The sequence below is a fragment of the Micromonospora sp. DT15 genome (genome assembly GCF_049841475.1).
Classification (GTDB): domain Bacteria; phylum Actinomycetota; class Actinomycetes; order Mycobacteriales; family Micromonosporaceae; genus Micromonospora.
In genome coordinates, this window is the sequence record NZ_JBNCKJ010000006.1 from 19,004 (window position 1) to 39,820 (window position 20,817).

Annotated in this window: 15 protein-coding genes; 1 reads left to right on the forward strand and 14 read right to left on the reverse strand. The window is 70.4% G+C overall.

Features of this window, described 5'->3' with window-relative positions:
* Positions 1-32: 32 nt before the first annotated feature.
* From ACLQ3F_RS14755 to ACLQ3F_RS14800, 10 genes are all read right to left on the reverse strand, one after another.
* Positions 33-1,244, reverse strand: coding sequence for an argininosuccinate synthase (locus ACLQ3F_RS14755; RefSeq protein WP_425849350.1), 1,212 nt, complete (start codon positions 1,242-1,244; stop codon positions 33-35).
* Positions 1,241-1,756, reverse strand: coding sequence for an arginine repressor (locus ACLQ3F_RS14760; RefSeq protein ID WP_355009159.1), 516 nt, complete (start codon positions 1,754-1,756; stop codon positions 1,241-1,243). The genes ACLQ3F_RS14755 and ACLQ3F_RS14760 overlap by 4 nt, the downstream gene beginning before the upstream one ends.
* Positions 1,753-2,706: an ornithine carbamoyltransferase gene (gene argF / locus ACLQ3F_RS14765; RefSeq protein ID WP_425849353.1), complete on the reverse strand. Its 954-nt coding sequence runs from the start codon at positions 2,704-2,706 to the stop codon at positions 1,753-1,755. The genes ACLQ3F_RS14760 and argF overlap by 4 nt, the downstream gene beginning before the upstream one ends.
* Positions 2,703-3,932, reverse strand: coding sequence for an acetylornithine transaminase (locus ACLQ3F_RS14770; RefSeq protein WP_357201315.1), 1,230 nt, complete (start codon positions 3,930-3,932; stop codon positions 2,703-2,705). Before ACLQ3F_RS14770 ends, argF begins: the two co-directional genes overlap by 4 nt.
* Positions 3,929-4,834 (reverse strand): acetylglutamate kinase, encoded by a 906-nt coding sequence (gene argB, locus ACLQ3F_RS14775; RefSeq protein WP_425849357.1) that lies wholly within the window; start codon positions 4,832-4,834, stop codon positions 3,929-3,931. Before argB ends, ACLQ3F_RS14770 begins: the two co-directional genes overlap by 4 nt.
* 114 nt (positions 4,835-4,948) lie before the next feature.
* Positions 4,949-6,121 carry a bifunctional glutamate N-acetyltransferase/amino-acid acetyltransferase ArgJ gene (argJ, locus tag ACLQ3F_RS14780; RefSeq protein WP_425849359.1) on the reverse strand — a complete coding sequence of 391 codons (1,173 nt, stop codon included), beginning with the start codon at positions 6,119-6,121 and terminating at the stop codon, positions 4,949-4,951.
* Positions 6,118-7,119: an N-acetyl-gamma-glutamyl-phosphate reductase gene (gene argC / locus ACLQ3F_RS14785; protein WP_357201324.1), complete on the reverse strand. Its 1,002-nt coding sequence runs from the start codon at positions 7,117-7,119 to the stop codon at positions 6,118-6,120. Before argC ends, argJ begins: the two co-directional genes overlap by 4 nt.
* A 154-nt stretch (positions 7,120-7,273) precedes the next feature.
* Positions 7,274-8,104 carry a hypothetical protein gene (locus ACLQ3F_RS14790; RefSeq protein ID WP_425849362.1) on the reverse strand — a complete coding sequence of 277 codons (831 nt, stop codon included), beginning with the start codon at positions 8,102-8,104 and terminating at the stop codon, positions 7,274-7,276.
* Positions 8,101-10,341: a hypothetical protein gene (locus tag ACLQ3F_RS14795; protein ID WP_425849364.1), complete on the reverse strand. Its 2,241-nt coding sequence runs from the start codon at positions 10,339-10,341 to the stop codon at positions 8,101-8,103. Before ACLQ3F_RS14795 ends, ACLQ3F_RS14790 begins: the two co-directional genes overlap by 4 nt.
* A gap of 62 nt (positions 10,342-10,403) precedes the next feature.
* Positions 10,404-11,225 (reverse strand): hypothetical protein, encoded by an 822-nt coding sequence (locus ACLQ3F_RS14800; protein ID WP_425849367.1) that lies wholly within the window; start codon positions 11,223-11,225, stop codon positions 10,404-10,406.
* Positions 11,226-11,401: 176 nt separating this feature from the next.
* On the opposite strand from ACLQ3F_RS14800, the gene ACLQ3F_RS14805 reads away from it, so the two are divergent.
* On the forward strand, positions 11,402-12,289 hold the full coding sequence (locus ACLQ3F_RS14805) for a Crp/Fnr family transcriptional regulator (RefSeq protein WP_425849369.1): 888 nt from the start codon (positions 11,402-11,404) through the stop codon (positions 12,287-12,289).
* A gap of 199 nt (positions 12,290-12,488) precedes the next feature.
* Here the strand turns inward: ACLQ3F_RS14805 and ACLQ3F_RS14810 are convergent, their stop codons facing one another.
* From ACLQ3F_RS14810 to pheT, 4 genes are all read right to left on the reverse strand, one after another.
* Positions 12,489-15,455 (reverse strand): hypothetical protein, encoded by a 2,967-nt coding sequence (locus ACLQ3F_RS14810; RefSeq protein ID WP_425849372.1) that lies wholly within the window; start codon positions 15,453-15,455, stop codon positions 12,489-12,491.
* Positions 15,452-17,560: an NB-ARC domain-containing protein gene (locus ACLQ3F_RS14815; protein ID WP_425849375.1), complete on the reverse strand. Its 2,109-nt coding sequence runs from the start codon at positions 17,558-17,560 to the stop codon at positions 15,452-15,454. Before ACLQ3F_RS14815 ends, ACLQ3F_RS14810 begins: the two co-directional genes overlap by 4 nt.
* 16 nt (positions 17,561-17,576) lie before the next feature.
* Entirely contained in the window at positions 17,577-17,903 is a 327-nt protein-coding gene (locus tag ACLQ3F_RS14820) for a hypothetical protein (protein ID WP_396796583.1), read from the reverse strand.
* A 340-nt stretch (positions 17,904-18,243) separates the two neighbouring features.
* Positions 18,244-20,793 (reverse strand): phenylalanine--tRNA ligase subunit beta, encoded by a 2,550-nt coding sequence (pheT, locus tag ACLQ3F_RS14825; RefSeq protein ID WP_425849376.1) that lies wholly within the window; start codon positions 20,791-20,793, stop codon positions 18,244-18,246.
* Positions 20,794-20,817 lie beyond the last annotated feature (24 nt).

Genomic DNA, 20,817 nt, shown 5'->3' on the forward strand with positions numbered 1-20,817 from the left:
CCGCGTTTGATCAGTCTTCGCGCTCACACGTGTCACTGTCCGCCACCGCCCAACCGGGCGTCCCGAGCTGCGGCCATCCGGCTCGGCAGCCCCCACAGCTGCACGAAGCCCTTCGCCAGGGACTGGTCGAAGGTGTCGCCGGTGTCGTAGGTGGCCAGCTGGAAGTCGTAGAGGCTCGCCTCGGAGCGCCGGCCGGTCACCGTGGCCCGGCCGCCGTGCAGGATCATCCGCACCTCGCCGCTCACGTGCCGCTGCGCGTCGTCGATGAACGCGTCCAGCGACGCCTTCAGCGGCGAGAACCACAGCCCGTCGTAGACGAGTTCGCCCCAGCGCTGATCGACGCCCTTCTTGAACCGGGCCAGGTCCCGCTCGACGGTCACCGCCTCCAGCTCCTGATGGGCGGTGATCAGGGCGATCGCGCCGGGCGCCTCGTACACCTCGCGGCTCTTGATGCCGACCAGGCGGTCCTCGACCATGTCGAGGCGACCCACGCCCTGAGCGCCGGCGCGCCGGTTGAGCTCCAGGATCGCCTGGCACGGGGTGACCGTCTCACCGTCGATCGCCACCGGCACACCGCCGTCGAAGGTGATCACGACCTCGTCGGGGTCGCGCTCCTGGGTAGGGTCGGAGGTGTACGAGTAGAGGTCCTCGACGGGGGCGTTCCAGATGTCCTCCAGGAAGCCGGTCTCCACCGCGCGACCCCACAGGTTCTGGTCGATGGAGTACGGCGACCTGGCCGACACGTCGATCGGCAGCCCCTTCTCCTCGGCGAAGGCGATCGCCTTGTCCCGGGTCCAGGCGAAGTCCCGGGCCGGCGCGATGATCTTCAGGTCGGGGGCGAGCGCGTACAGGCCCACCTCGAACCGGACCTGGTCGTTGCCCTTGCCGGTGCAGCCGTGCGACACGATCGTGCCGCCGTGCGTGCGCGCCGCCGCCACCAGGTGCTTGACGATCAGCGGCCGGGACAGCGCCGACACCAGTGGGTAGCGGTCCATGTAGAGCGCGTTGGCCCGGATCGCCGGCAGGCAGTAGTCGGCGGCGAACTCGTCGCGCGCGTCCACCACCTCGGACTCGGCGGCGCCGCAGTCCAGGGCACGCTGCCGGATGGCGTCGAGATCCTCACCGCCCTGCCCGACGTCTACCGCGACCGCGATCACCTCGGCGCCGGTCTGCTCCGACAGGTACGGAATGGCGACGGAGGTGTCCAACCCGCCGGAGTACGCGAGCACGACCCGCTCGGTCATGACGTGGTGTTCCCTTCAGCGGTGTCGTCCCGGCGGGCCCAACCGGCGAGCTTGTCTCCGAGCGCGGCCCCGCCGACGGCCTCACGGGCCACGACGAGGATGGTGTCGTCGCCCGCGATGGTGCCGACGATCTCGGGCAGGCCCGCCCGGTCCAACGCGCTGGCCAGGTACTGGGCTGCGCCCGGCGGTGTCCGCAGCACGGCGATGTTGCCGCTGGAGTCGACCCCGTTGAGCAGTTCGCGCAGCAGCCGTACCAACCGGGCCGGCGCGGCCTCGGCGTCGCGCAACGGCCGCTGCCCGTCCTCGGGGATCAGGTAGACTGCCGGACCGTCGCCGCCGCGCACCTTGACCGCGCCCAACTCCTCCAGGTCCCGCGAGAGGGTGGCCTGGGTGACACCGACGCCGTCGGCGGCGAGCAGATCCGCCAGCTCGGTCTGCGACCGGATCGGCCGGTCGCGGATCAGCTCCACGATCCGGGCGTGCCGGGCCGCGCGAGTCAGCGGCGCGGTCATCGCGGCCCTCCCGTGGCGTCATCGCCGGTCGCGGGTTCCAGCAGGAACGTCAGCAGCGCCTTCTGGGCGTGCAGCCGGTTCTCCGCCTGGTCGAAGACAGCGCTCTGCGGGCCGTCGAGCACCTCGTCGGTGATCTCCTCACCGCGGTGTGCGGGCAGGCAGTGCAGCACTATCGCGTCCGGTGCGGCCTGACCGAGCAGCTCCTTGTTGACCTGGTACGGCAGGAACGGGGTGATCCGGTCCAACCCGTCGGACTCCTGCCCCATCGACGTCCAGGTGTCGGTGGCCAGCACGTCGGCGTCGCGTACCGCCTGGGCCGGGTCGGTCAGCACCCGCACCGACCCGCCGGTCTCCGCGGCGATCTCAGCGGCCCGTTTCACCACCGCCTCGTCCGGCGCGAACCCGGCCGGGCCGGCGATCCGCACGTGCATCCCGGCCGTCGCCCCGGCCAGCAGGTACGACTGCGCCATGTTGTTAGCGCCGTCCCCCACGTACGCCAGGGTGCGCCCGGCCGTGCCACCGCACCGCTCCCGGATGGTGAGCAGGTCGGCCAGCAGCTGGCACGGGTGGAAACCGTCGGTGAGCGCGTTGACCACCGGCACGGTCGCGCCCGCAGCCACCTCGGCGATCCGCTCGTCACCGTGTGTCCGCAGCACGATCGCCGCGACGTAGCGGGACAGCACCCGCCCGGCGTCGGCGAGCGACTCCCCGCGACCGAAGTGGGTGACCTGCGTGTCCACCACCAGGGGGTGCCCGCCCAGCTCGGCGATCCCGGCGTCGAACGAGATCCTGGTCCGCAGGCTCTGCTTGTCGAAGAGCACCGCGACCGAGCGGGGGCCGACCAGCGGCCGGTGGCCGAACCGGTCAGCCTTCATGCCCGCCGCCAGGTCAAGGACAGCGGACTGTTCAGCCGGCGAGAGGTCGTCGTCGCGCAGGAAGTGCCGGGTCATCGAGTCGTCCCCGTCGTGGTGGTCAGTGTGGCTGGTGCGGTCTGCGCGCCGGCAGCGGCCGGGGCGGTCGCGTCCAGTGCTGCGGGCAGCGCCGCGAGGAAGGTGTCCGCCTGGGCGGCGGTGAGGATCAGCGGTGGGGCCAGCCGGATCACACCCGGCTGCACGGGGTTGACCAGGAAGCCGGCTTCCCTCAGCGCCTCGGCCAGCACCGACGACACCGGCGCGGTGAGCGCCACACCGAGCAGCAGTCCGGAGCCGCGTACCTCGCCGATCAGCGGGTGGCCCAGCGCCTCGATGCCGCGCCGCAACCGCTCGCCGACCCGCTTGACGTTGTCGAGCAGGCCCTCGTTGGCGATGGTCGCCACCACGGCGAGCGCTGCCGCGCAACTGACCGGGTTGCCGCCGAACGTGGTGCCGTGCGAGCCGGGCGTGAGCAGGTCCGCGGCGGGGCCGAAGGCCAGCGTCGCACCGATGGGCAGACCGCCACCCAGCCCCTTGGCCAGGGTGACCACGTCCGGTTCCACACCCTCGGCCTGGTGCGCGAACCAGTGCCCGGTACGCCCGACACCGGTCTGCACCTCGTCGAGGACCAGCAGCGCGCCGTGCCGGGCGGTGATCCGCCGGGCCTCGGCGAGGTAGCCGGCCGGCGGGACCAGCACGCCGTTCTCCCCCTGGACCGGTTCCAGGATCACCATGGCGGTCGCCTCGGAGACGGCCGCTTCGAGGGCGGCGACATCGCCGTAGTCGACGTGGGTCACCTCGCCGGGCAGCGGCCGGAACGGGTCGGCCTTGGCCGGTTGACCGGTCAGCGCGAGGGCGCCCATGGTGCGGCCGTGGAAGCCGCCCCTGGTGGCCACCACCTGGGTGCGGCCGGTGCGCCGGGAGAGCTTGAACGCCGCCTCGTTAGCCTCCGCGCCCGAGTTGGCGAAGAACACCCGGCCCGGTCGGCCGGCGAGCGCCAACAGCAGCTCGGCGAGGGCCACCGGCGGCTCGGCCACGTAGAGGTTGGAGACGTGCCCAAGGGTCGCGACCTGCTTCGACACCGCCGCCACCACCGCCGGGTGGGCGTGACCGAGGGCGTTGACCGCGATGCCCCCCACCAGGTCCAGGTACTCCCGGCCCGCGTCGTCGACCACGACGGCACCCTGACCGGAGACCAACGCCATCGGCGGCGTGCCGTAGTTGTCCATCATGGACTGCTTCCACCGCTGCGCCAACGTGCTCATGTCGCGTCCGTCCCGTCTCCCGGCACCACCATCGTTCCGAACCCTTCCGAGGTGAACACCTCAAGCAACGTGGAGTGCGCCACCCGGCCGTCGACGACGTGCGCGGCGGGCACTCCCCCACGCACCGCTCGCAGGCACGCCTCCATCTTCGGCACCATGCCCGACTCCAGGCTGGGCAGCAGCTTCGCCAGATCGTCCGCGTCGATCTCGGAGACCAGGCTGCTGGTGTCCGGCCAGTCCGCGTACAGGCCGGCCACGTCGGTGAGCACCACCAGCTTGCGGGCCTGCAACGCGATGGCCAGCGCGGCGGCGGCGGTGTCCGCGTTGAGGTTGTGCAGCACCCCCTCCACGTCCGGCGCCACCGTGGAGATCACCGGAATCCGACCCGCCTCGATCAGGTCGGTCACCGCGGACACGTCGACCGACTCGACGTCCCCGACCTGACCCACGTCGACCGGCACCCCGTCCACGTACGCCGGACGCCGCACCGCGGTGAACAGCCGGGCGTCCTCGCCGGAGAGGCCGACGGCGTACGGGCCGTGCGAGTTGATCAGACCCACCAGCTCCCGACCCACCTGACCGACCAGCACCATCCGGACCACGTCCATCGCCTCGGCGGTGGTCACCCGCAGACCACCCCGGAACTCGCTGGCGATGCCGAGGCGACCCAGCATGGCGGAGATCTGCGGACCGCCGCCGTGCACCACCACCGGCTTCAGGCCGGCGTAGCGTAGGAAGACCATGTCGGCCGCGAACGCCCGCTGCAACTCCGGATCGGTCATCGCGTTGCCGCCGTACTTGACCACGACCGTCGAGCCGGTGAAGCGCGCCAGCCAGGGCAACGCCTCGATCAACGTCTCCGCCTTGACCTGGGCACGAGCCAGATCGCTGCTCAGGCTCACCGCACCGGCCTTTCGTTCGCGACTAGGGGACTCCGCTGCGCTGCGTTCCTCGCGCTCACCGCGCCCGCCTTCCGTTCGCGACTTCGGGACTCCGCTGCGCTGCGTTCCTCGCGCTCACGTGGAGTACGCCGAGTTCTCGTGCACGTACGCGTGGGACAGGTCGTTGGTCCAGATCGTGGCGGCCGACGTACCCGCGTGCAGGTCGATCCGGATGGTCACGTCCCGCCCGGTCAGGTCGACCGTCGAGCGGTCCTCGGCCGCGGCGCCGCCCCGGCACACCCACACCCCGTTGACCGCCACGTCCACCTCGTCCGGCTCGAACGCGGCAGCGGTGGTGCCGACGGCGGCGAGGATCCGACCCCAGTTGGGGTCGTTGCCGAACAGCGCCGTCTTGACCAGGTTGTTACGGGCCACCGCACGGCCCACCTCGACCGCCTCGTCCTCGTCCGCCGCGCCGACCACGTCGATAGTGATCTGCTTGGTGGCGCCCTCGGCGTCGGCCACCAACTGCTGGGCCAGGTCGTGACAGGCCGCGGTGACGGCGGCGGCCAGCTCGGCAGGCGTCGGCTCGATGCCGCTCGCGCCGCTGGCCAGCAGCAACACCGTGTCGTTCGTGGACATGCAGCCGTCGGAGTCGACCCGGTCGAAACTGACCCGGGTGGCCGCCCGCAACGCCTCGTCCAACGTCGCCGGCCCGGCCACCGCGTCGGTGGTCAACACGCAGAGCATGGTGGCCATGCCGGGCGCGAGCATCCCCGCACCCTTGGCCATGCCGCCGACCGTCCAGCCGCTCCCCCGGGTCACAGTGGTCTTCGGCCGGGTGTCCGTGGTCATGATCGCCTCGGCGGCGGCCGGGCCACCGTCGCGGGACAGCCGACGGATCGCCGAGCGGACGCCCGGCAGCAGCTTCGGCATCGGCAGCCGCTCACCGATGAGGCCGGTCGAGCAGACCGCCACATCACCGGCGCCGAGGATCAACCGGGGGCTGACCGAGGTCAGCACGGCGGCGGTATGCTCGGCGGTGGCGTGCGTGTCCTGGAAGCCGGCCGGACCGGTGCAGGCGTTGGCGCCACCGGAGTTGAGCACCACGGCGCGGACCACACCGCCCTGCACGACCTGCTGGGTCCAGAGCACCGGCGCGGCCCTGACCCGGTTGGTGGTGAAGACACCGGCGACACCGGCGTCCGGGCCGTCGTTGACCACCAGGGCCACGTCCGCGCCGCCGCCGGTCTTGAGGCCGGCGGCCACACCGGCCGCCCGGAACCCCCGAGGAGCGGTGACACTCAAGGGGTGACCCCCCAGATCGACAGGCCCGTCGTCTCCGGCAGGCCGAGCATCAGGTTGGCGTTCTGCACGGCCTGACCGGCCGCGCCCTTGCCCAGGTTGTCCAACGCGCTGACCACGATCAGTCGACCCGAGTCGACGTCGACGGTGGCCTGCAGGTGACACGAGTTGGAGCCGAGGGTCGCGGCCGTGTGCGGCCACCGGCCCTCCGGCAGCACGTGCACGAACGACGCGTCCGCGTACGCCCGGGCCAGCACCTCCTGCGGGTCGGCGCCACGCGCCGGCACCGCCGTGACGGTGGCCAGGATGCCGCGCGGCATCGGCGCCAGAACCGGGGTGAACGACAGCCCGGTCGCGCCGGTGGCCTGCTTGATCTCCGGGACGTGCTGGTGGGTGCCCACCCGGTACGGCGACAGGTCGCCCATCACCTCGCTGGCCAACAGGTGCGCCTTGGCCGCCCGGCCGGCGCCGGAGGTGCCGGAGGCGGCGACCACCACCACGTCGGCGGGGTTGGCCGCGCCGTCGGCGATCAGCGGCGCGAGCGCCAAGGTGATCGCTGCGGCGTAGCAACCGGTGTTCGCCACCCGGGTGGAGCCGGCGATCAACTCCCGCTGACCGGGCAACTCGGGCAGGCCGTAGGTCCACTGCCCGGCGTGCGTGCCGCCGTAGTACTGCGCCCAGGCGTACGGGTCGGCCAGCCGGTGGTCGGCACCCAGGTCGACGATCCGCACCTCGGCCGGGAGCTGGGCCGCGAGAGCCGCCGACTGGCCGTGCGGCAGGGCGAGGAACACCAGGTCCGCATCGGCCAGGATCGCCGGATCGGTCTCGCCGAGCACCAGGTCGAGCCCGGTGAGCTGCGGGTGCACCACGTCGACGCGGTGCCCGGCCTGGCTGTGCGCGGTGGCGGCGACCAGGTCGAACTCCGGGTGCCCGGCGATCAGGCGCAGCAGCTCGCCCCCGGCGTACCCGCTCGCACCGGCGACCGCGACTCGGATCCCCATACTCACCTCCGCATGACTATGCAGCGAAGATTAACAAGGACGACTCACGAGTGCAAGTTCATGCAGTGCATTGCATGGTAATGAATAGATGAATCACGCCGATCAACGCCCTGGGTGTCCTCTGCCAGACGATCCCGGCAGAGGACACCGCGTGTCAGTTGACCCGCTCGGACAACCCGTGCTGACGCTCGTACGTCCTCAGGGCCGCATCCCAGGCCTCCGTGTATTCGCTCGGTCCCATACCGAGATCGCCATGTCCACGCACCGCCTCACGGAGCAGTTTGATGAGGTCAGGAACGGCCTCTCGACGTTCCTCCACGTACCGGCGGAACACCTCGGCGAACTGCTCACCAGTCAACCGTGCCGCATGCGAGGTCACCGGATCGTCCTCAAGATTCTGCAGCACCGCACACCAGCGACGAGTCAGCTCGTCCGCCTGGGTCGCCCTGATCTTCTGCAACTCATGATCACACTCAAGCCTGATCCGATCCTCCCAGTACGGCCGGAGGCGTTCCCGTACTCGCTCGTCCGGGCTGACGCGAATGAGCACACTGAAGTACGGCACCAATCCCTCGCGCGGCCAGCGTTGGCCACCGAGACGGCCGTTCAGCGCGCGCTCGAGATCGTGCGAGCGGTGAGGTTCGTGTTCACGTGCCAGATCCACTGCCCGCTCCCGGACAATTCCGGCAGCCCACCCCAGGTAGCGTTCGGCGCGGAGTCGAAGCTCCTCATACGCCATGTTCTGCGCGGTCCAGTTGTAAACGACGTGCAGCCGGAAATCGAACGCGTCGCCCTTGGCGGGCACCAGGATCGGCCCCGGGACGTCCTGACGGAACGTCGCCGTGGTGGAGACGACTGGCGGTGGTGGGGCTGGAGGTAGGGGAAGCTCAGCTGGCGGAAAGAGCACATGCCACCAACGACGACGGTCCACCTGTGTGGGTACGGGTGCTCTGGTGCCGGGACCACCAGGCGGATTCATGATCATCGCGTCTCCTCATCGATCAGGCGTTCTACGTCGTCGAGCAGGCTGTTGTGGGGCATCACGGGACGCCATACGTGGTGGAGCTGATGGTCCAGGCGATGACGCAGTGCGGGCTGTCCAGCGATCACGTGACGCACGAGTTGAAGGCAGTGGGCGGCGACGACCGCCTGGCGGTCAGCCCGGTCCAGCCAGAATCCGAGGGACCGCCACGAGCGGTATGCCGTCCACGGCAGGCTGAGGGCGGTAGCCCAGAGCACGGCCAGGTCGGCCAGACGGATCGTCCCCTGATCGACCAGGTACAGCAGCTCCGGCCAGTGCTCTCTGGGCGGTTCCGTCCACCGGTCCGCGAGCACCCGCAGAGTCCGCGCGGCGTGGAGTCGCACCTCGGGATCGCCGGACGCGGTCCAACCCACCAGCGCCGGCACGACGCTCGCCGCGTGATCATTGCGGTACACCTCGACCAGCCCTCGGACGACGGAGTTGTTCCACCGCTGCATCCGGGCCTGCGCCACCTGGCGCAACTGCACCAACGCCGCATCCGGCCAGAGCTGGGCCAGCCCGAGGCTGTACGCCCGCGCCACGGTGTCGCGTAGATGAGCTGCCGGGCCGGCAGTCCACCTACCGAGTTCGGTTCGGACCCGATGGTGCAACGTCGGCTGCATGGCCATGGCGACCAGCACGATGGCCGCGGCCTGCCGAACGCCGGCACGCCGTTCGCGGGCCAGTACTCCGACCGTGTCGAGTGCCGCTTGCACGTCGCGGGTTGCCGACCAGCCGATGGCTCCGGCGGCGGCCTGTCGGACCGCCGGAAGGTCTCCCCGAATCAGGTCCGCCAGCCAGTCGAGGAGCTCTGCCGGAGACCACCATTCAGCCCACGCGACTTCCAGCAACGCCGATCTGAGCGGCTTCGTCCCCGCCGGAAAGTCGATCCGGCACCCACCCGGCACGCGTACGTCGCTCAGCCGGGTGACGGCCTGGCTCAGTGTCGACCCCAACAGCGCCTCGATTGCCGACGCACGCAGGGGTACACCGATCGACGCCACTTCCTGAAACTGCGATCGGGCCAGACGTTGAGCTGCCTGGTGTATCTCGGCCACGGGCTGTCCGGCGAGCACGGCGCAGGACAGGCGGAACGCTCGCACGTCCTCGGCCGTGAACCCATCGATCTCATCGCCGCCGCGTCGCAGGTCGAGAATCTCGACGGCTCGCTCTCGCAGTTGAAGCGGCAGAAACTGCTCCAGCCGCTCCGTCAAAGCGCCAGCCTTGGGAGCGGTCCGAGCGATCGTCTCGACGACCTTCAGGACTTCGCTGGGTGAGGGCTCTCCTGCCAGGTAAGCCGACAGCAGTGGATGTTCGGCGCAGTCCACATCCACGTACTGCTCCAGGCAGTGCCCGTCGCACGTGTCCACACACCAGCCGACACACCGCCCGGCGAGTTGATGGCGAAGTTGCGCCCGAAATACCTCAGCTGCCGGGGCGGCACGGTGTTCCACAACGTGGCCGACGAGGTCGTGTCTCCGTCGGGAGAAGTCCCCCGCCAGGACCAGTGTCGTGCCTGATGTCGCAGCCCTGGCAGCGAGCGCCACGAGTGTGAAGCCGTCGACCTCGCGGAGTACGACCTCGCTCAGCCGGAGCACGTAGCCGTGACCGGCGGGTAGAGGCGTCTCAGCGCCGAGCAGATCGGACAGCTGCTCGACACCGAGCACACGGACCCGGCCAAAGCCGTGTTTCCGAGCCACTGCCAAGGTGGCCGAAGTGATCAGTCCACTTCCGACCGGACCGGAGAGGCAGACCAGGTCGTGGAGCTGGAGATGGTGGTCGAGTCGGTGATCACTGGGCGTGTTCGCGTACCCGCTGGCGATGTCGCGGACCTTGGTCTCGACCAGGGTTTCGAACCAGATGCGCCCAGCGCCGTCGGATCGCGCGGCGGTGACGTTAACCGTCCCGATCGCGACGGCGCCATGACCGGTAGCGTTCTGCCCCTGAACCCGAACATCGCCGACGTCGATGCTCGACCCACCCAATAGGCCAGCGAGCCCGCGCAGCACGTCGGTAGGGTCGAGGAGGTCCTCAGGTTCGTCTACCTCCTCCTCCGGCGGCTCCTCGGGCAGTCCCTCTGCCGGGCCCGGCTCGCCCTTGCCATCGCCGGGACCTGTAGCTGTTGATCCGTCCCGCGATCCGCCCAGCACAACATCGTCGTCGTCACCACTCGGTTCATCGACGGGCGGTGCCTCCAACACGTTGTGCGGAAGGTCCTCCAGATCCCAGTCCGTCCCAGCGGAGGTAGTGGGGTGCCGACCGGTCATCGGGGATTGCCTCGCCCCGTGCCGAAGTTCGCATCGCGACCAAGCGAGCCGATCGCCGTCGCACCGTGGCCGATCGCGTTCTGCCCCTTGACGCGGATATCGCCGGTACGAATTCCACCGTGATCCGCCGCCCTGTTCGCTGCCTCCGCCTCGCCGTTGTCCGGCGGCTCCTCCACAGCCTGGGCGGAGCCTTCCCCATCGGAGGGCACGACGCCCGGGACGGAGACGCCGCTGAGATCCTCGTCCACCACACAGAGCCAGGCGTGCTCGCGGAACTCCTTGTCCGGATGGGCCACCTCGATCCGCAAGAAACGCTCAGGTCGCATCTCTTCCGGATACTCGCTGACCACGTCCCGGAAGATCTCGGTCGACACAACGAGAGCCACCCCGGCCTCGGGAAAGGCTGCCAGGGCCTTCTTGACGGGATCGGCCTCGCACAGGCGACAGACAAAAACGACGGCGTTGCCCGGGAAGCCGTTCGCACCGTCCAGGTGCACCAAACCCTGATGTACGGCCACCCGAAGTCGGATTCGGGCAACGGGGAGGCGGCTGCTGTTGTGGCTGCGCAGCCGCCGGTTCAGCTCCGGCACGAACTTACCGATGACACGAGACTCGGACACCTCGCGGGGCACGATCGCCAGCTCGCCGTCACCCGCCTGCTGAGTTGTCCAGGCCACGCGGTCCAAGCCGACCGTGTCAGCGGCCTCGTGCAGCAGCTCGCGAAAATGCCGTTGCGCCTCATACTGCTGCAGGTTGCTTCGTCGGCTGTACCGTTCCATATCGACAGAGATCAACAGTCGTCGCTCGGGATGTTGCATCAAACTCCCGCCCTTCGTCACCCGGCTCGCCCAACAAGCGAGCACCGCAGGAACCATCGAACCGCCGGGGGCTGATCGGGATCCCGTAGAAGTACGGCATCGTCTCGGGCTGTCGAGAAACGGTCATCCCGTTCTGTTCGGGAGTCAGGCAGAGACCCACACGGTGTCCTTGCCCCATGAGGACGAACCTGTTTGAGCTGCTGCTGGCCCTCGAATGGTCACCGATGGCTGTGCTGGTGCTGATTGCCGTCCGCCTGCTGGTCGAAATCGTCGCCACCACAGGGGCATCGCGCTGCGCACAGGAACGGCTACGCTTCGGCCGCTGTCAGTGGAGGAGGCTGAGGCCGCAGATGCGACGACCACGCGAACTGTCCGCCGGCGAGTGGCCCTACGGCACGTTCCTGCAACGGCTCGCGCCGCCAGTCAGGATGACGCTACTGGGCCTGGGAGTTCGTCGTCAGGTTCCCGCCGGGCAAATCGTGATCCACGAGGGCATACGGGAATCTCACCTGGTACTCCTCGAAGAGGGCCTGACAAAGGTGACAGCTTCCCTGCCGGACGGCCGGTCCGCTCTGCTGTCCCTCCGGGTGGGCGGTGATCTCGTCGGCGAGATGTCGGCGCTGAACAACGCACCCCGCTCCGCGACCGTCACGACCTGCGGGCCCGCAAGGTACAGCGTGATCCAGCCGGACCGGTTCAAGCAGTTCCTGAAGGAACACCCAGACGCCGCCCTCGAACTCGCCGCGATGGTGTCCGACCGGCTGCGGTGGTCCAATCGACGGCGGATCGACTTCACGTCGTACCCGGTGAAACTGCGTGTTGCCCGAGTGATCGCCGAACTGTGCCGGACCCATGGACGACAAGGGCCTGATGGCATCATCATCGACGTCCGACTCACGCAGCCCGACCTGGCGACCATCTGTGGCGCCTCCGAGACCGCGATTCAGAAGGCGCTGCGGGAGCTACGAACAGACGGCCTGGTCGACACCGATTACCGCCGGATCACCGTCCGCGATCTGTCAAGCCTACGGAAGCTCGGCAACCTGGAAGCTGGCGACGATTGAGGGTCTCCTCCTGCGTCCCGTAAGGAGGAGACCCGTCGAATCCGTCAGGCGCCGCACCCGGTGACGCCGAGGCGCTCAGCCGCGACAGCGAACGCCGCGTCCGTACCGCAACCATCTTTTCGACGGTGAGCATCCGGTCCGGTGCCGGGCCTGGCTGTGCCCGGTCGCGGCGACAAGTCAAACTCCGGGTGCCCGGCCATCAGGCCCAGCAGTTCGCCCCCGGCGTACCCGCTCGCTCCGGAGCGCTGGGATGACGGTCGAAGAAGTACGGCAGCCAACGCCGACAGAACGCGCCGAACGGCCGGACCGCCGGACAGACCCGCCAGTTGAGGCCGGACAGGGACACCACGTCCCGCCGGTCGGCCTGGTTGAACAGGCCGATGGTGACGTCGAAGACGCCTCGTTGCACGGCTGCCTGGACACCTGCGGCCAGAATATCCGCATCCACCTCGTCGACGGTGGCGTCCCGCCTCAGCAACTCGCCGGCCACGGCCGGCAACAGGTTGTTGCTGATGACCGTGATCAGTTTCGGGTTCGGCGCGAGATCGACGACTGACGACGAGTAGCCCGAGACGTTGACGAAGGCCTCGGTGAAGGGCAGCAGGACCTTTGCCGTGCCCCAACCGTCGACCAGTTCCGCCGCCGACCGCGACACCTCGGAGACCAGGTACAGGTGGGTGGCGAGGACGGCGTACCGGACCCGCGGATCAGCGGCCAGCAGCTTCGCGACCCGGAACTCCTCGGCGCTGAAACAGAGCCGGGCGAGCATGTACACGCGGGCCAACTCCCGTGCCTCGGCGGTCGTCAACAACACCTCGGCCGACCCCGCCCCCTGCGCGGGACCGCCCGGCGACGGCCGGCGCGAGGGCCGGCCGTCCTCGCCCGCGACGCCGATCGCGTCGTCAAGCGTCGAGAGGATGCGCTCGGCCGGCAGCGGTACGGCGTCCGGGCCGCCCCGACACCGTCGGGCAAGGTCCGGCCAGTGCGTCGACAAGCGGGTCATGACATCCCGGCACGCCTCGGCGTGAGACTGGCCCCGTCGTGACGCGAGCCGCTCGATGCCGCGGAGCAGGTGCGCGGCCGGCGAGCCCGGGGTGGTCTCCTCGCGTAGCCGAGCGACAGCGTCCGGCAGGCTCCGGCCGGCCGTCAGCCCGAAGTAACCGTCGAGGGTGTCGAGATCGGCAGCGCCGAAGCGCACCGCCACCGACTTCCCGGCCACGACCCGTTCCCAGTAGTACGCGCTGAGCGCGGCGGGATCCGCCAGCAGCGCGCCGAGGTCGCCGGACTCCGGCGAGGGTCGCCCCGGCGGCAACACACCCCGCAGCAGCGTGCGAACGAAATCGTCGTTGCGCGCGGTCACCTCGGCGGAAGCGGCCTGAAACCAGACCTCGGATGCCAGCTTGGCGGTCTGCCTCTCCTCGTTCACGGATTCGAGATAGGTGTCCAGCTTCTCCTTCTCCGGATGCGCCGGGCATCGTTCGCCCAGCGAGGGAGCCGCCAACCGGATGTACATCCCGAACAACCCGCCGGTGATCTCGCGGCCCGGGGCGCCCAGGTCGAAAAGGTCGTCGGCCAGCACGGAGCCGAGGGCACCGAACACACACCCGGTGGCCAGGGACGCGTCGTCGGCGATGTCAGCGGCCGCGACGCACAGATCGACGATGAAACGTCGCAGGGACAGCGCGGCCGCGTTCCCGTCGGTCGAACCCCAGACCGGGCCGGCGGGCCGGGACGCGACCGCCGTCGACAGGAGCTGCCGCAGAGCTACCAGCGCGTCGTGCAGCTCATCGGCGAGTTCGCTGACCGGCCGGCGCGGCGCCGCGGACTCCGCGAGCAGGACCGCACCGAGGTAGTGCCGCGTGACGATGTCCTGGATGTGCTCCGGCGTCATCTCCCGGATCACGATCCGCGCCCGCTTGCGCACCTCCTCCCGCAGGTCGGTGTAGAGCGGCATGTTGAGGGCGCCCTGCAGGTCGTACTGCATGCGCAGGACGAGGCGCTGCACGATGGGCGTGTCGTCGTCGACGGCCGAGGCCAGCGTGGCGCGGCGCAGTCGGTCGAGGGAGACGCCCGCGCTCTGCCGCTCGTACCAGGCGCGGAAACCCTCGTCGCGCAGGAGATGCCGGTCCGGGTCGACGACGAAACCGGGCCGGGACGCGGCGGCCGCGAGCGCCGCGACGACCCGTGGCATCTCGTCGGCGAGAAGCTCCAGGAAGGAACGCCCGTCCCCGGTCGCCAACAGGAACCGGTCGAGAGCCGACCCCGGAAGGTCATTGGCGCCGAGGAAGCCGGTGCCCTCGTCGGTCCGGTGGAACGCCGCCATGATCGCGCTGCGTGGCCCGCCGGCGGACGTACGGTACCGGTGATGGACCAGCCGACTCGCGGCGAAGATCGTGTGACACGGTGCCGGGATGTCCTCAAGGTGGACGACTCGCGGGAGGCCGTCGTCGAAGAAACGGGCCTGGGCGGCGAGCGCCTCGTCCACCCGGGCCTGCGAGGGGAAGATGCAGCTGTCCTCGTCGCTCCACACGGCGCCGTCGTCGTCCACGTAGCACTGCCGCAGGAGCCGATTCGTGCGGGGCAGGTAGGTGAGCCCCTGCCCCGAGGGCCCTCGACCGGTGCCCATCGTCCAGGTGACGATCACCTTGAACTCGTCCATGAAGGGGCTGTTGTCGACGTGCAGGGTGTTGTCCCGCGCCACGACGTCGAGTGGCTGCGTGTCCTTGGCGCGCAAGTCGATGATCTTCACGGGCCCGCCGAGGGCGTGCGCGACGAGCGCGACCAGCAGCGGATGGGAGAACGCCTCCCGGAAGTCCGGGTGCTCGACCAGGGAGCCCGCGTCGGCGACGTTCAGGTAGTTGTGCAGCGAGCCACGGCTGCCCCTGGTGTCGATCGCCGAGTCGTACACCCGCCGCGCGCTGTCGAAACGCTCGGGTGGGACGAGCCCGGCGAAGCTGAGGGCACCCTCGGCCGCGAGGTTCCCGCTCAGCGACGTGAAGGTGTTCCGCAGGAGCGGGCCGTCCGCCTCCGCCCGGCAGGCTCTGTCGACCATCGCTTCGATCTCGCGGCGGAACCTCGTGGCTTCCCGCTCCCGCCGCAGTTGCCGATAGGACGCGGGGCTGGCCAGCTCGTCAGCCGGGACGAGCGGCGCGTACCGAGGACTCATGTCGCCGGACTCCCGACCACCAACGTCGACTGGGTGAGATCCGGGTAGTGCTCCAGGCGGGCCAGTGCCCGTTGGACCTCTTCCACGGCGCTCACGTTCCCGCACTGACCGTACGCCTGCTCGAGCTGACCCAGGATCGTCCGGACGGAACGGAAGTTGCCGAGGGACTCCTCCACCCGCCAGGCCCGCTCCAACCAGGTGCAGCCCTCCTCCACCTCGCCCGACCGCAGGCCGGTCGCGCCGAGCAGACGCAGGGCCAGAGCCCTGCCGTAGTCGTTGCCGCGCTCCTCGCACATGGCGAGGCTGCGCAGGCCGAGCCCCCGGGCCCACGAATGGTGGCCCGTTTCGTTCAGGGCTCGCGCCGCGTCGTACAGACCCCGGGCCTCGCGGACGACGTTGTTGCCGCTTCTCGATTCCCGGGCCGCGCGCAACCCCCAGCGGAGCGCCTCCCGGTGGTCACCCGACCGGAGGCAGAGCTCGGCCATGGCGTGATGTGACGACGCCCGACCCGAATCGTCGCCGGACGCCGCGTCCAGCGCGATGGAGGCGCGCAACTGCTCCTTCGCCGGCTCAAGCTGGCCGATGTCCGCGAGGGCCCGTCCCAGTGCGCGTCGGGACAGCGCCTCCATCGCCGGGTCACCGGCGGCCGCCGCGGCGACAGCCTCCCGCTGGACGGACAGCGTTCGCGTGACGTCCTGTCGCCAGTAGAGGAACGTGTTGACCGCCCGCGCGAACCGGGTGATGAAGGCGAAGTCGTCGTCGGCCCGGGCCTCCTCGATGAGGTAGGTCATGGACGCGGTGATCGACTCGAACCAGGAGAGGGCCTGCGCCACCGTGAGGCTGACCGATCCGACGACCGCCAGCAGCTCCTGGTCCACCGGCAGGGAGTCCCGGTGTGGATCGATGGCGCGATCGGCGGCGTAGCTCAACGCCAGGTACACGGTGCGGATGCGGCGCGCGGTCAGCTCCCGCTCGGCGGGGTCCAGCACCTGCCCGAGCGTCTCCGCGAGATAGGCCTTCATCAGGTCGTGGAAGCGGTAACGGCCGGGGCTGATCTCGTCGATGAGGGATGCCAGGCACAGTGCTTGAAGAGTGCGGTCACACACCCGCCTGGGCTGGCCGAGGACGAGGCACAGCACCGCGACCGAGCATTCGTTGCTGGGCAGCATGGACGCGACGTAGAGGACCTTCGCCGTCGCCGCGTCGAGGTCGTCCAGTGACCAGGAGATGACGCGTCCGACCTCGATACCCAGACCGGCGTCGTCGAGGAAGCGAAGTGGACTCTGCTCCTCCTCGATGCCCCTCGCCGCGTCGTCGATCGTCCACGTGGTCTGGATGGCGAGCTTCGCCGAGACGATCGCCAGCGCCAACGGGTGCCCCTCCAGAAGCTGCACGATGCGCCGGGCCGCGGCCTGCTCCCGTTCGACGCGGACGAACCCCACACGTTCGGCGATGAGCTCCACCCCCTCGTCGAGGGTCAGCAACGGAAGTTTGATGACCCGGGCGTCGTGACGAACGCTCATCTCGGGGATCGCCCGGCGGCTGGTCACCACCAACACCGACCCGAAGCCGGGCACCAGGTCCCGAATCTGCTCGTAGGAACCGACGTTGTCCACGATGACGAGGCACCTCCGGCCGGCGGTGACGGCGCGGAAGACGCCGCCCCACTCCGCCTCGTCGTCAGGAAGGTCGGACCGGTTGATCCCCAGCGTGGCCAGGAAGCTACGCAGGGCGTCCCGGGCCTCGATGCGCGGTGTGCCGGAGTACGCACGCATGTCGACGAAGAACTGCCCGTCGGGATATTCGGCGATGCGCGAGTTGGCCCAGGCGACCGCGAGGGTGGTCTTTCCCGAGCCGGCCAACCCCCAGAGCATGCAGCAGCGCGAGCCCGGCGTTGTCGTCGCCTCGTCCATCTCGTGCAGCAGGTGGTGCCTGCCGACGATCCGACCGATTCCACCCGGGAGCATGTGCGGTGGCTCGGGCACACGCGCGGCAGTGCGCGGCTGTTCGACGTAGATCGCGCCGGAGGTGCCCACCTGGAGGACCTGGTGCGCCAACAGGCCCTCGGCCACGTTGTGCGACGAGCTTCCGGAGGCGGGCTCCATGTCGGTCACCTTCCGGCTACATCGTGATGTCGCCGACGCGCTGGGCCTGCACCAGCTTGCCCACGTTGCTGGAGGCCACCACGTTCGTGCTGCCAGCCGGCGTCGCCCCCTGCCGAAGCTCCCGCAGAAACTCCGGATCCTCGGCCGCGAGACGGGCCAGAAGCGCACGGAGCTGAGCCACATCGTCCGCCGAGGCGTCGCCCCGCGTGACCCGGTCCAGGGATTCGAGCATCCCCGCCGGCTCGTCCCCGCGGACGAATCGCCGCCGGATCATGTCGACGAGAGCCGCCCCGGACCCCTCGGCAATCTTGACGAGCGCCCCGGCGACAATTGCCTCGATCATGCGCTGCTCCTTGACCTGAAGGCCTGCGACAGGCGTCGGCGCTCACCCCTTCGCCAGGCAAGGCTACCGATTCGTGTCGACCTCGGAAAGGCTCGTGAGACGGTCGGCAACGTCGACACCGAGCCCCCGGCCGGCCACCCGAACGCCGTCTCGTATCGACATCGACGCATGCCATCGGCGACGGATGCCTGGTGCCCAGCCACCGCGACCTGCCAGGCGACGCCATCGCCGGCGGCAAAGGCTGGCGCGGCCTGTCGGAAGCCCGACACGGCGGAGCCGGCGGCGACACAACGACGGCCCCGCTACCCGCTGCCGGGTACCGGGGCCGTCGTGAATCGCGTCAGGCGCCGCGAAGGGTGGCGCCGAGGCGCTCCGCCGCTACGGCGACCGCCGCGTCCCGTGCCGCGACCGCCTCCTCGACGGTGAGCGTCCGGTCCGGTGCCCGGAAGGTCAGCTTGTACGCCAGCGACCGGCGGCCGGCGCCGAGCTGCGCGCCGGAGTACACGTCGAACAGCCGCACGTCCTCCAGCAGCTCACCGGCGCCCGCCTCCAGCGCCCGGCGCACCTGCTCCGCCGGCACCGACTCGTCCACCACCAGAGCCACGTCGATCAACGCCGGCGGGAAGCCGGAAACCGTCGGCGCCGGCGTCACCGGGGTCGGCGGCAGCGCGTCGAGGTTCAGCTCCATCGCGCTGGTACGGCGAGGCAGCTCCAACGCCGCTACCACCACCGGGTGCAACTCCCCGGCGTGTCCGACGACCGAGCCGTCGACCCGCAGCTCGGCGCAGCGACCCGGGTGCCACGGGGCGTACTCGGCGGCACGCACCTCGACACGCTCGTCGGGGATCCCGGCGGCGGCCAGCACGTCACGGGCCGCCTCGATCGCGTCCGCCCAGCCGGCCGGTCGGCCCGCACCCCACCAGCCGGCCGGGTCCAGGTCACCGGAGAGCACCACCGCGACGTGCACCGGTTGCGCCGGCACCACCGCGTCGGCGGCTGCGAACTCCTCGTCGGTGGGGCGACGGTCCACGCCCATCGCCGGCGGGCTGCCGGCGCCGACGCGCGGGTGGAAGACCGCACCGATCTCGTAGAGGGCGAGGTCGCGGTGACCCCGGCCGAGGTTGCGCTTGAGGATGCCGAGCAGCGGGCCGAGCAGCGTGGTGCGCAGCAGCGGCTCCTCCTCGGACAGTGGGTTGGCCAGCCGCACCGCGGGCCGACGCGGGTCGTCAGCCGGCAGGCCGAGCTGGTCGGCCAGCTCCGGCGACACGAACGGGTGCGCGAGCACCTCCACGTACCCCCGCTCGGCGAGCGACGTCGCGACGGCCCGGCGGCGACGCTGCCGCGGGGTCAGACCGCGCCCCGCAGGCGCGGTCGGCAACACCGACGGCACCTTGTCGTACCCGTCGAGGCGGACCACCTCCTCGACCAGGTCGGCCGGATCGGTCAGGTCGGGCCGCCAGGTCGGCGGGGTGACGCTCAGCACCGTCCCGACGCCGCTGGCCACGCCGACCGCGCCCGGGTCCTCGGACAACCGGTCCGCGCCCTGCGCGACAGTGCAGCCCACCTGCTCCAGCAGGGCGACCACCCGCGCCGGCGGGTACTCGACACCGACCCGCCGGGTCGGCAGGTCCGCCGGAAGACTGATCGGGGTACGCGGCCGGACGTGGTCGATGTCCAGGATCTCCACGCTCGGGGTGCCACCACCGTGCTCGGTGAGCAGCCGCACGGCACGCTCCAGCGCGACCAGCGGCACGGCCGGGTCGACGCCCCGCTCCCAGCGCTTCGCGGCCTCGCTGAACAGCTTGTGTCGACGGGCGGTGCGCCCGACCATCGCCGGGTCCCAGTGCGCCGCCTCGAAGAGCACAGTGGTGGTGACCCCCGTGACGACCTCGCTGGTCTCACCGCCCATCACCGCCGCGAGGGAGATCGGCCCCGTGTCGTCGCAAATCACCATGTCGTCGGCGGTGAGCACCCGGCTGACCCCGTCCAGGGTGGTCAGCTTCTCCCCCGCCTCGGCGCGACGGACCACCAGCGGCCCGGCGATCCGGTCGGCGTCGAAGGCGTGCATCGGCTGGCCCAGCTCCAACATCACGTAGTTGGTGATGTCGACCGGCAGCGAGATGCTGCGAATGCCGGCCGTGACGAGCCGCTGGGCCATCCACGACGGGGTGGGCGCGCCCGGGTCGACGCCCCGCACCAGGCGGGCGGTGAACCGGTCACAGCCGACCGTGTCGCGGACCTCCACCGGGTACGCCGGCGTCTCGGTGCCGGCCGGGGCGGGCACCAGGGCGGGATCACGCAGCGGCACGTCGAACGCGTGGGACAGCTCCCGGGCCAGGCCGCGCAGGCTCAGCGCGTACCCCCGGTCCGGGGTGATCTCCAGCTCGAACACGACGTCGTCGAGGCCGACGACGGGCCGCGCGTCGTCGCCCGGCTTGGCCGCGCCGTCCGGCGGCAGCACGATGATGCCCGAGTGGTCGTCGCCCAGGCCCAGCTCCTTGGCGGAGCAGATCATGCCGGCCGAGTTGTGCCCGTACGTCTTACGGGCGCCGATCGCGAACCCGCCGGGCAGCACACCACCGGGCAGGATCACCACCACCCGGTCACCGACGGCGAAGTTACGCGCCCCGCAGACGATCTCCTGCGGCTCGCCGGTGCCGTTGGCGGCGCCCACGTCCACCCGGCAGAACCGGATCGGCTTCTTGAAGCCGGTCAGCTCCTCGATCTCGCGCACCTCGCCGACGACAAGCTGCCCGGTGACGCTCTCCCGAAGGTCCACCACGGACTCGACCTCGATACCGAGGTCGACCAGGGCCTGCTCCAGGTCACCGGTGGGCAGGTCGGCGGGGAGGTCGACGTACTCCCGCAGCCAACTGACAGAAACTCGCATGACTTCAGACCACCGTTCCCGTGT

Bases quoted from the DNA above. Each gene is read 5' to 3' on its own strand.
- ACLQ3F_RS14755 (WP_425849350.1), bottom strand. From the start codon at position 1,244: ATGACCGAGCGGGTCGTGCTCGCGTACTCCGGCGGGTTGGACACCTCC.
- ACLQ3F_RS14760 (WP_355009159.1), bottom strand. From the start codon at position 1,756: ATGACCGCGCCGCTGACTCGCGCGGCCCGGCACGCCCGGATCGTGGAG.
- argF (WP_425849353.1), bottom strand. From the start codon at position 2,706: ATGACCCGGCACTTCCTGCGCGACGACGACCTCTCGCCGGCTGAACAG.
- ACLQ3F_RS14770 (WP_357201315.1), bottom strand. From the start codon at position 3,932: ATGAGCACGTTGGCGCAGCGGTGGAAGCAGTCCATGATGGACAACTAC.
- argC (WP_357201324.1), bottom strand. From the start codon at position 7,119: ATGGGGATCCGAGTCGCGGTCGCCGGTGCGAGCGGGTACGCCGGGGGC.
- ACLQ3F_RS14790 (WP_425849362.1), bottom strand. From the start codon at position 8,104: ATGATCATGAATCCGCCTGGTGGTCCCGGCACCAGAGCACCCGTACCC.
- ACLQ3F_RS14800 (WP_425849367.1), bottom strand. From the start codon at position 11,225: ATGCAACATCCCGAGCGACGACTGTTGATCTCTGTCGATATGGAACGG.
- ACLQ3F_RS14805 (WP_425849369.1), top strand. From the start codon at position 11,402: ATGAGGACGAACCTGTTTGAGCTGCTGCTGGCCCTCGAATGGTCACCG.
- ACLQ3F_RS14810 (WP_425849372.1), bottom strand. From the start codon at position 15,455: ATGAGTCCTCGGTACGCGCCGCTCGTCCCGGCTGACGAGCTGGCCAGC.
- ACLQ3F_RS14815 (WP_425849375.1), bottom strand. From the start codon at position 17,560: ATGGAGCCCGCCTCCGGAAGCTCGTCGCACAACGTGGCCGAGGGCCTG.
- ACLQ3F_RS14820 (WP_396796583.1), bottom strand. From the start codon at position 17,903: ATGATCGAGGCAATTGTCGCCGGGGCGCTCGTCAAGATTGCCGAGGGG.
- pheT (WP_425849376.1), bottom strand. From the start codon at position 20,793: ATGCGAGTTTCTGTCAGTTGGCTGCGGGAGTACGTCGACCTCCCCGCC.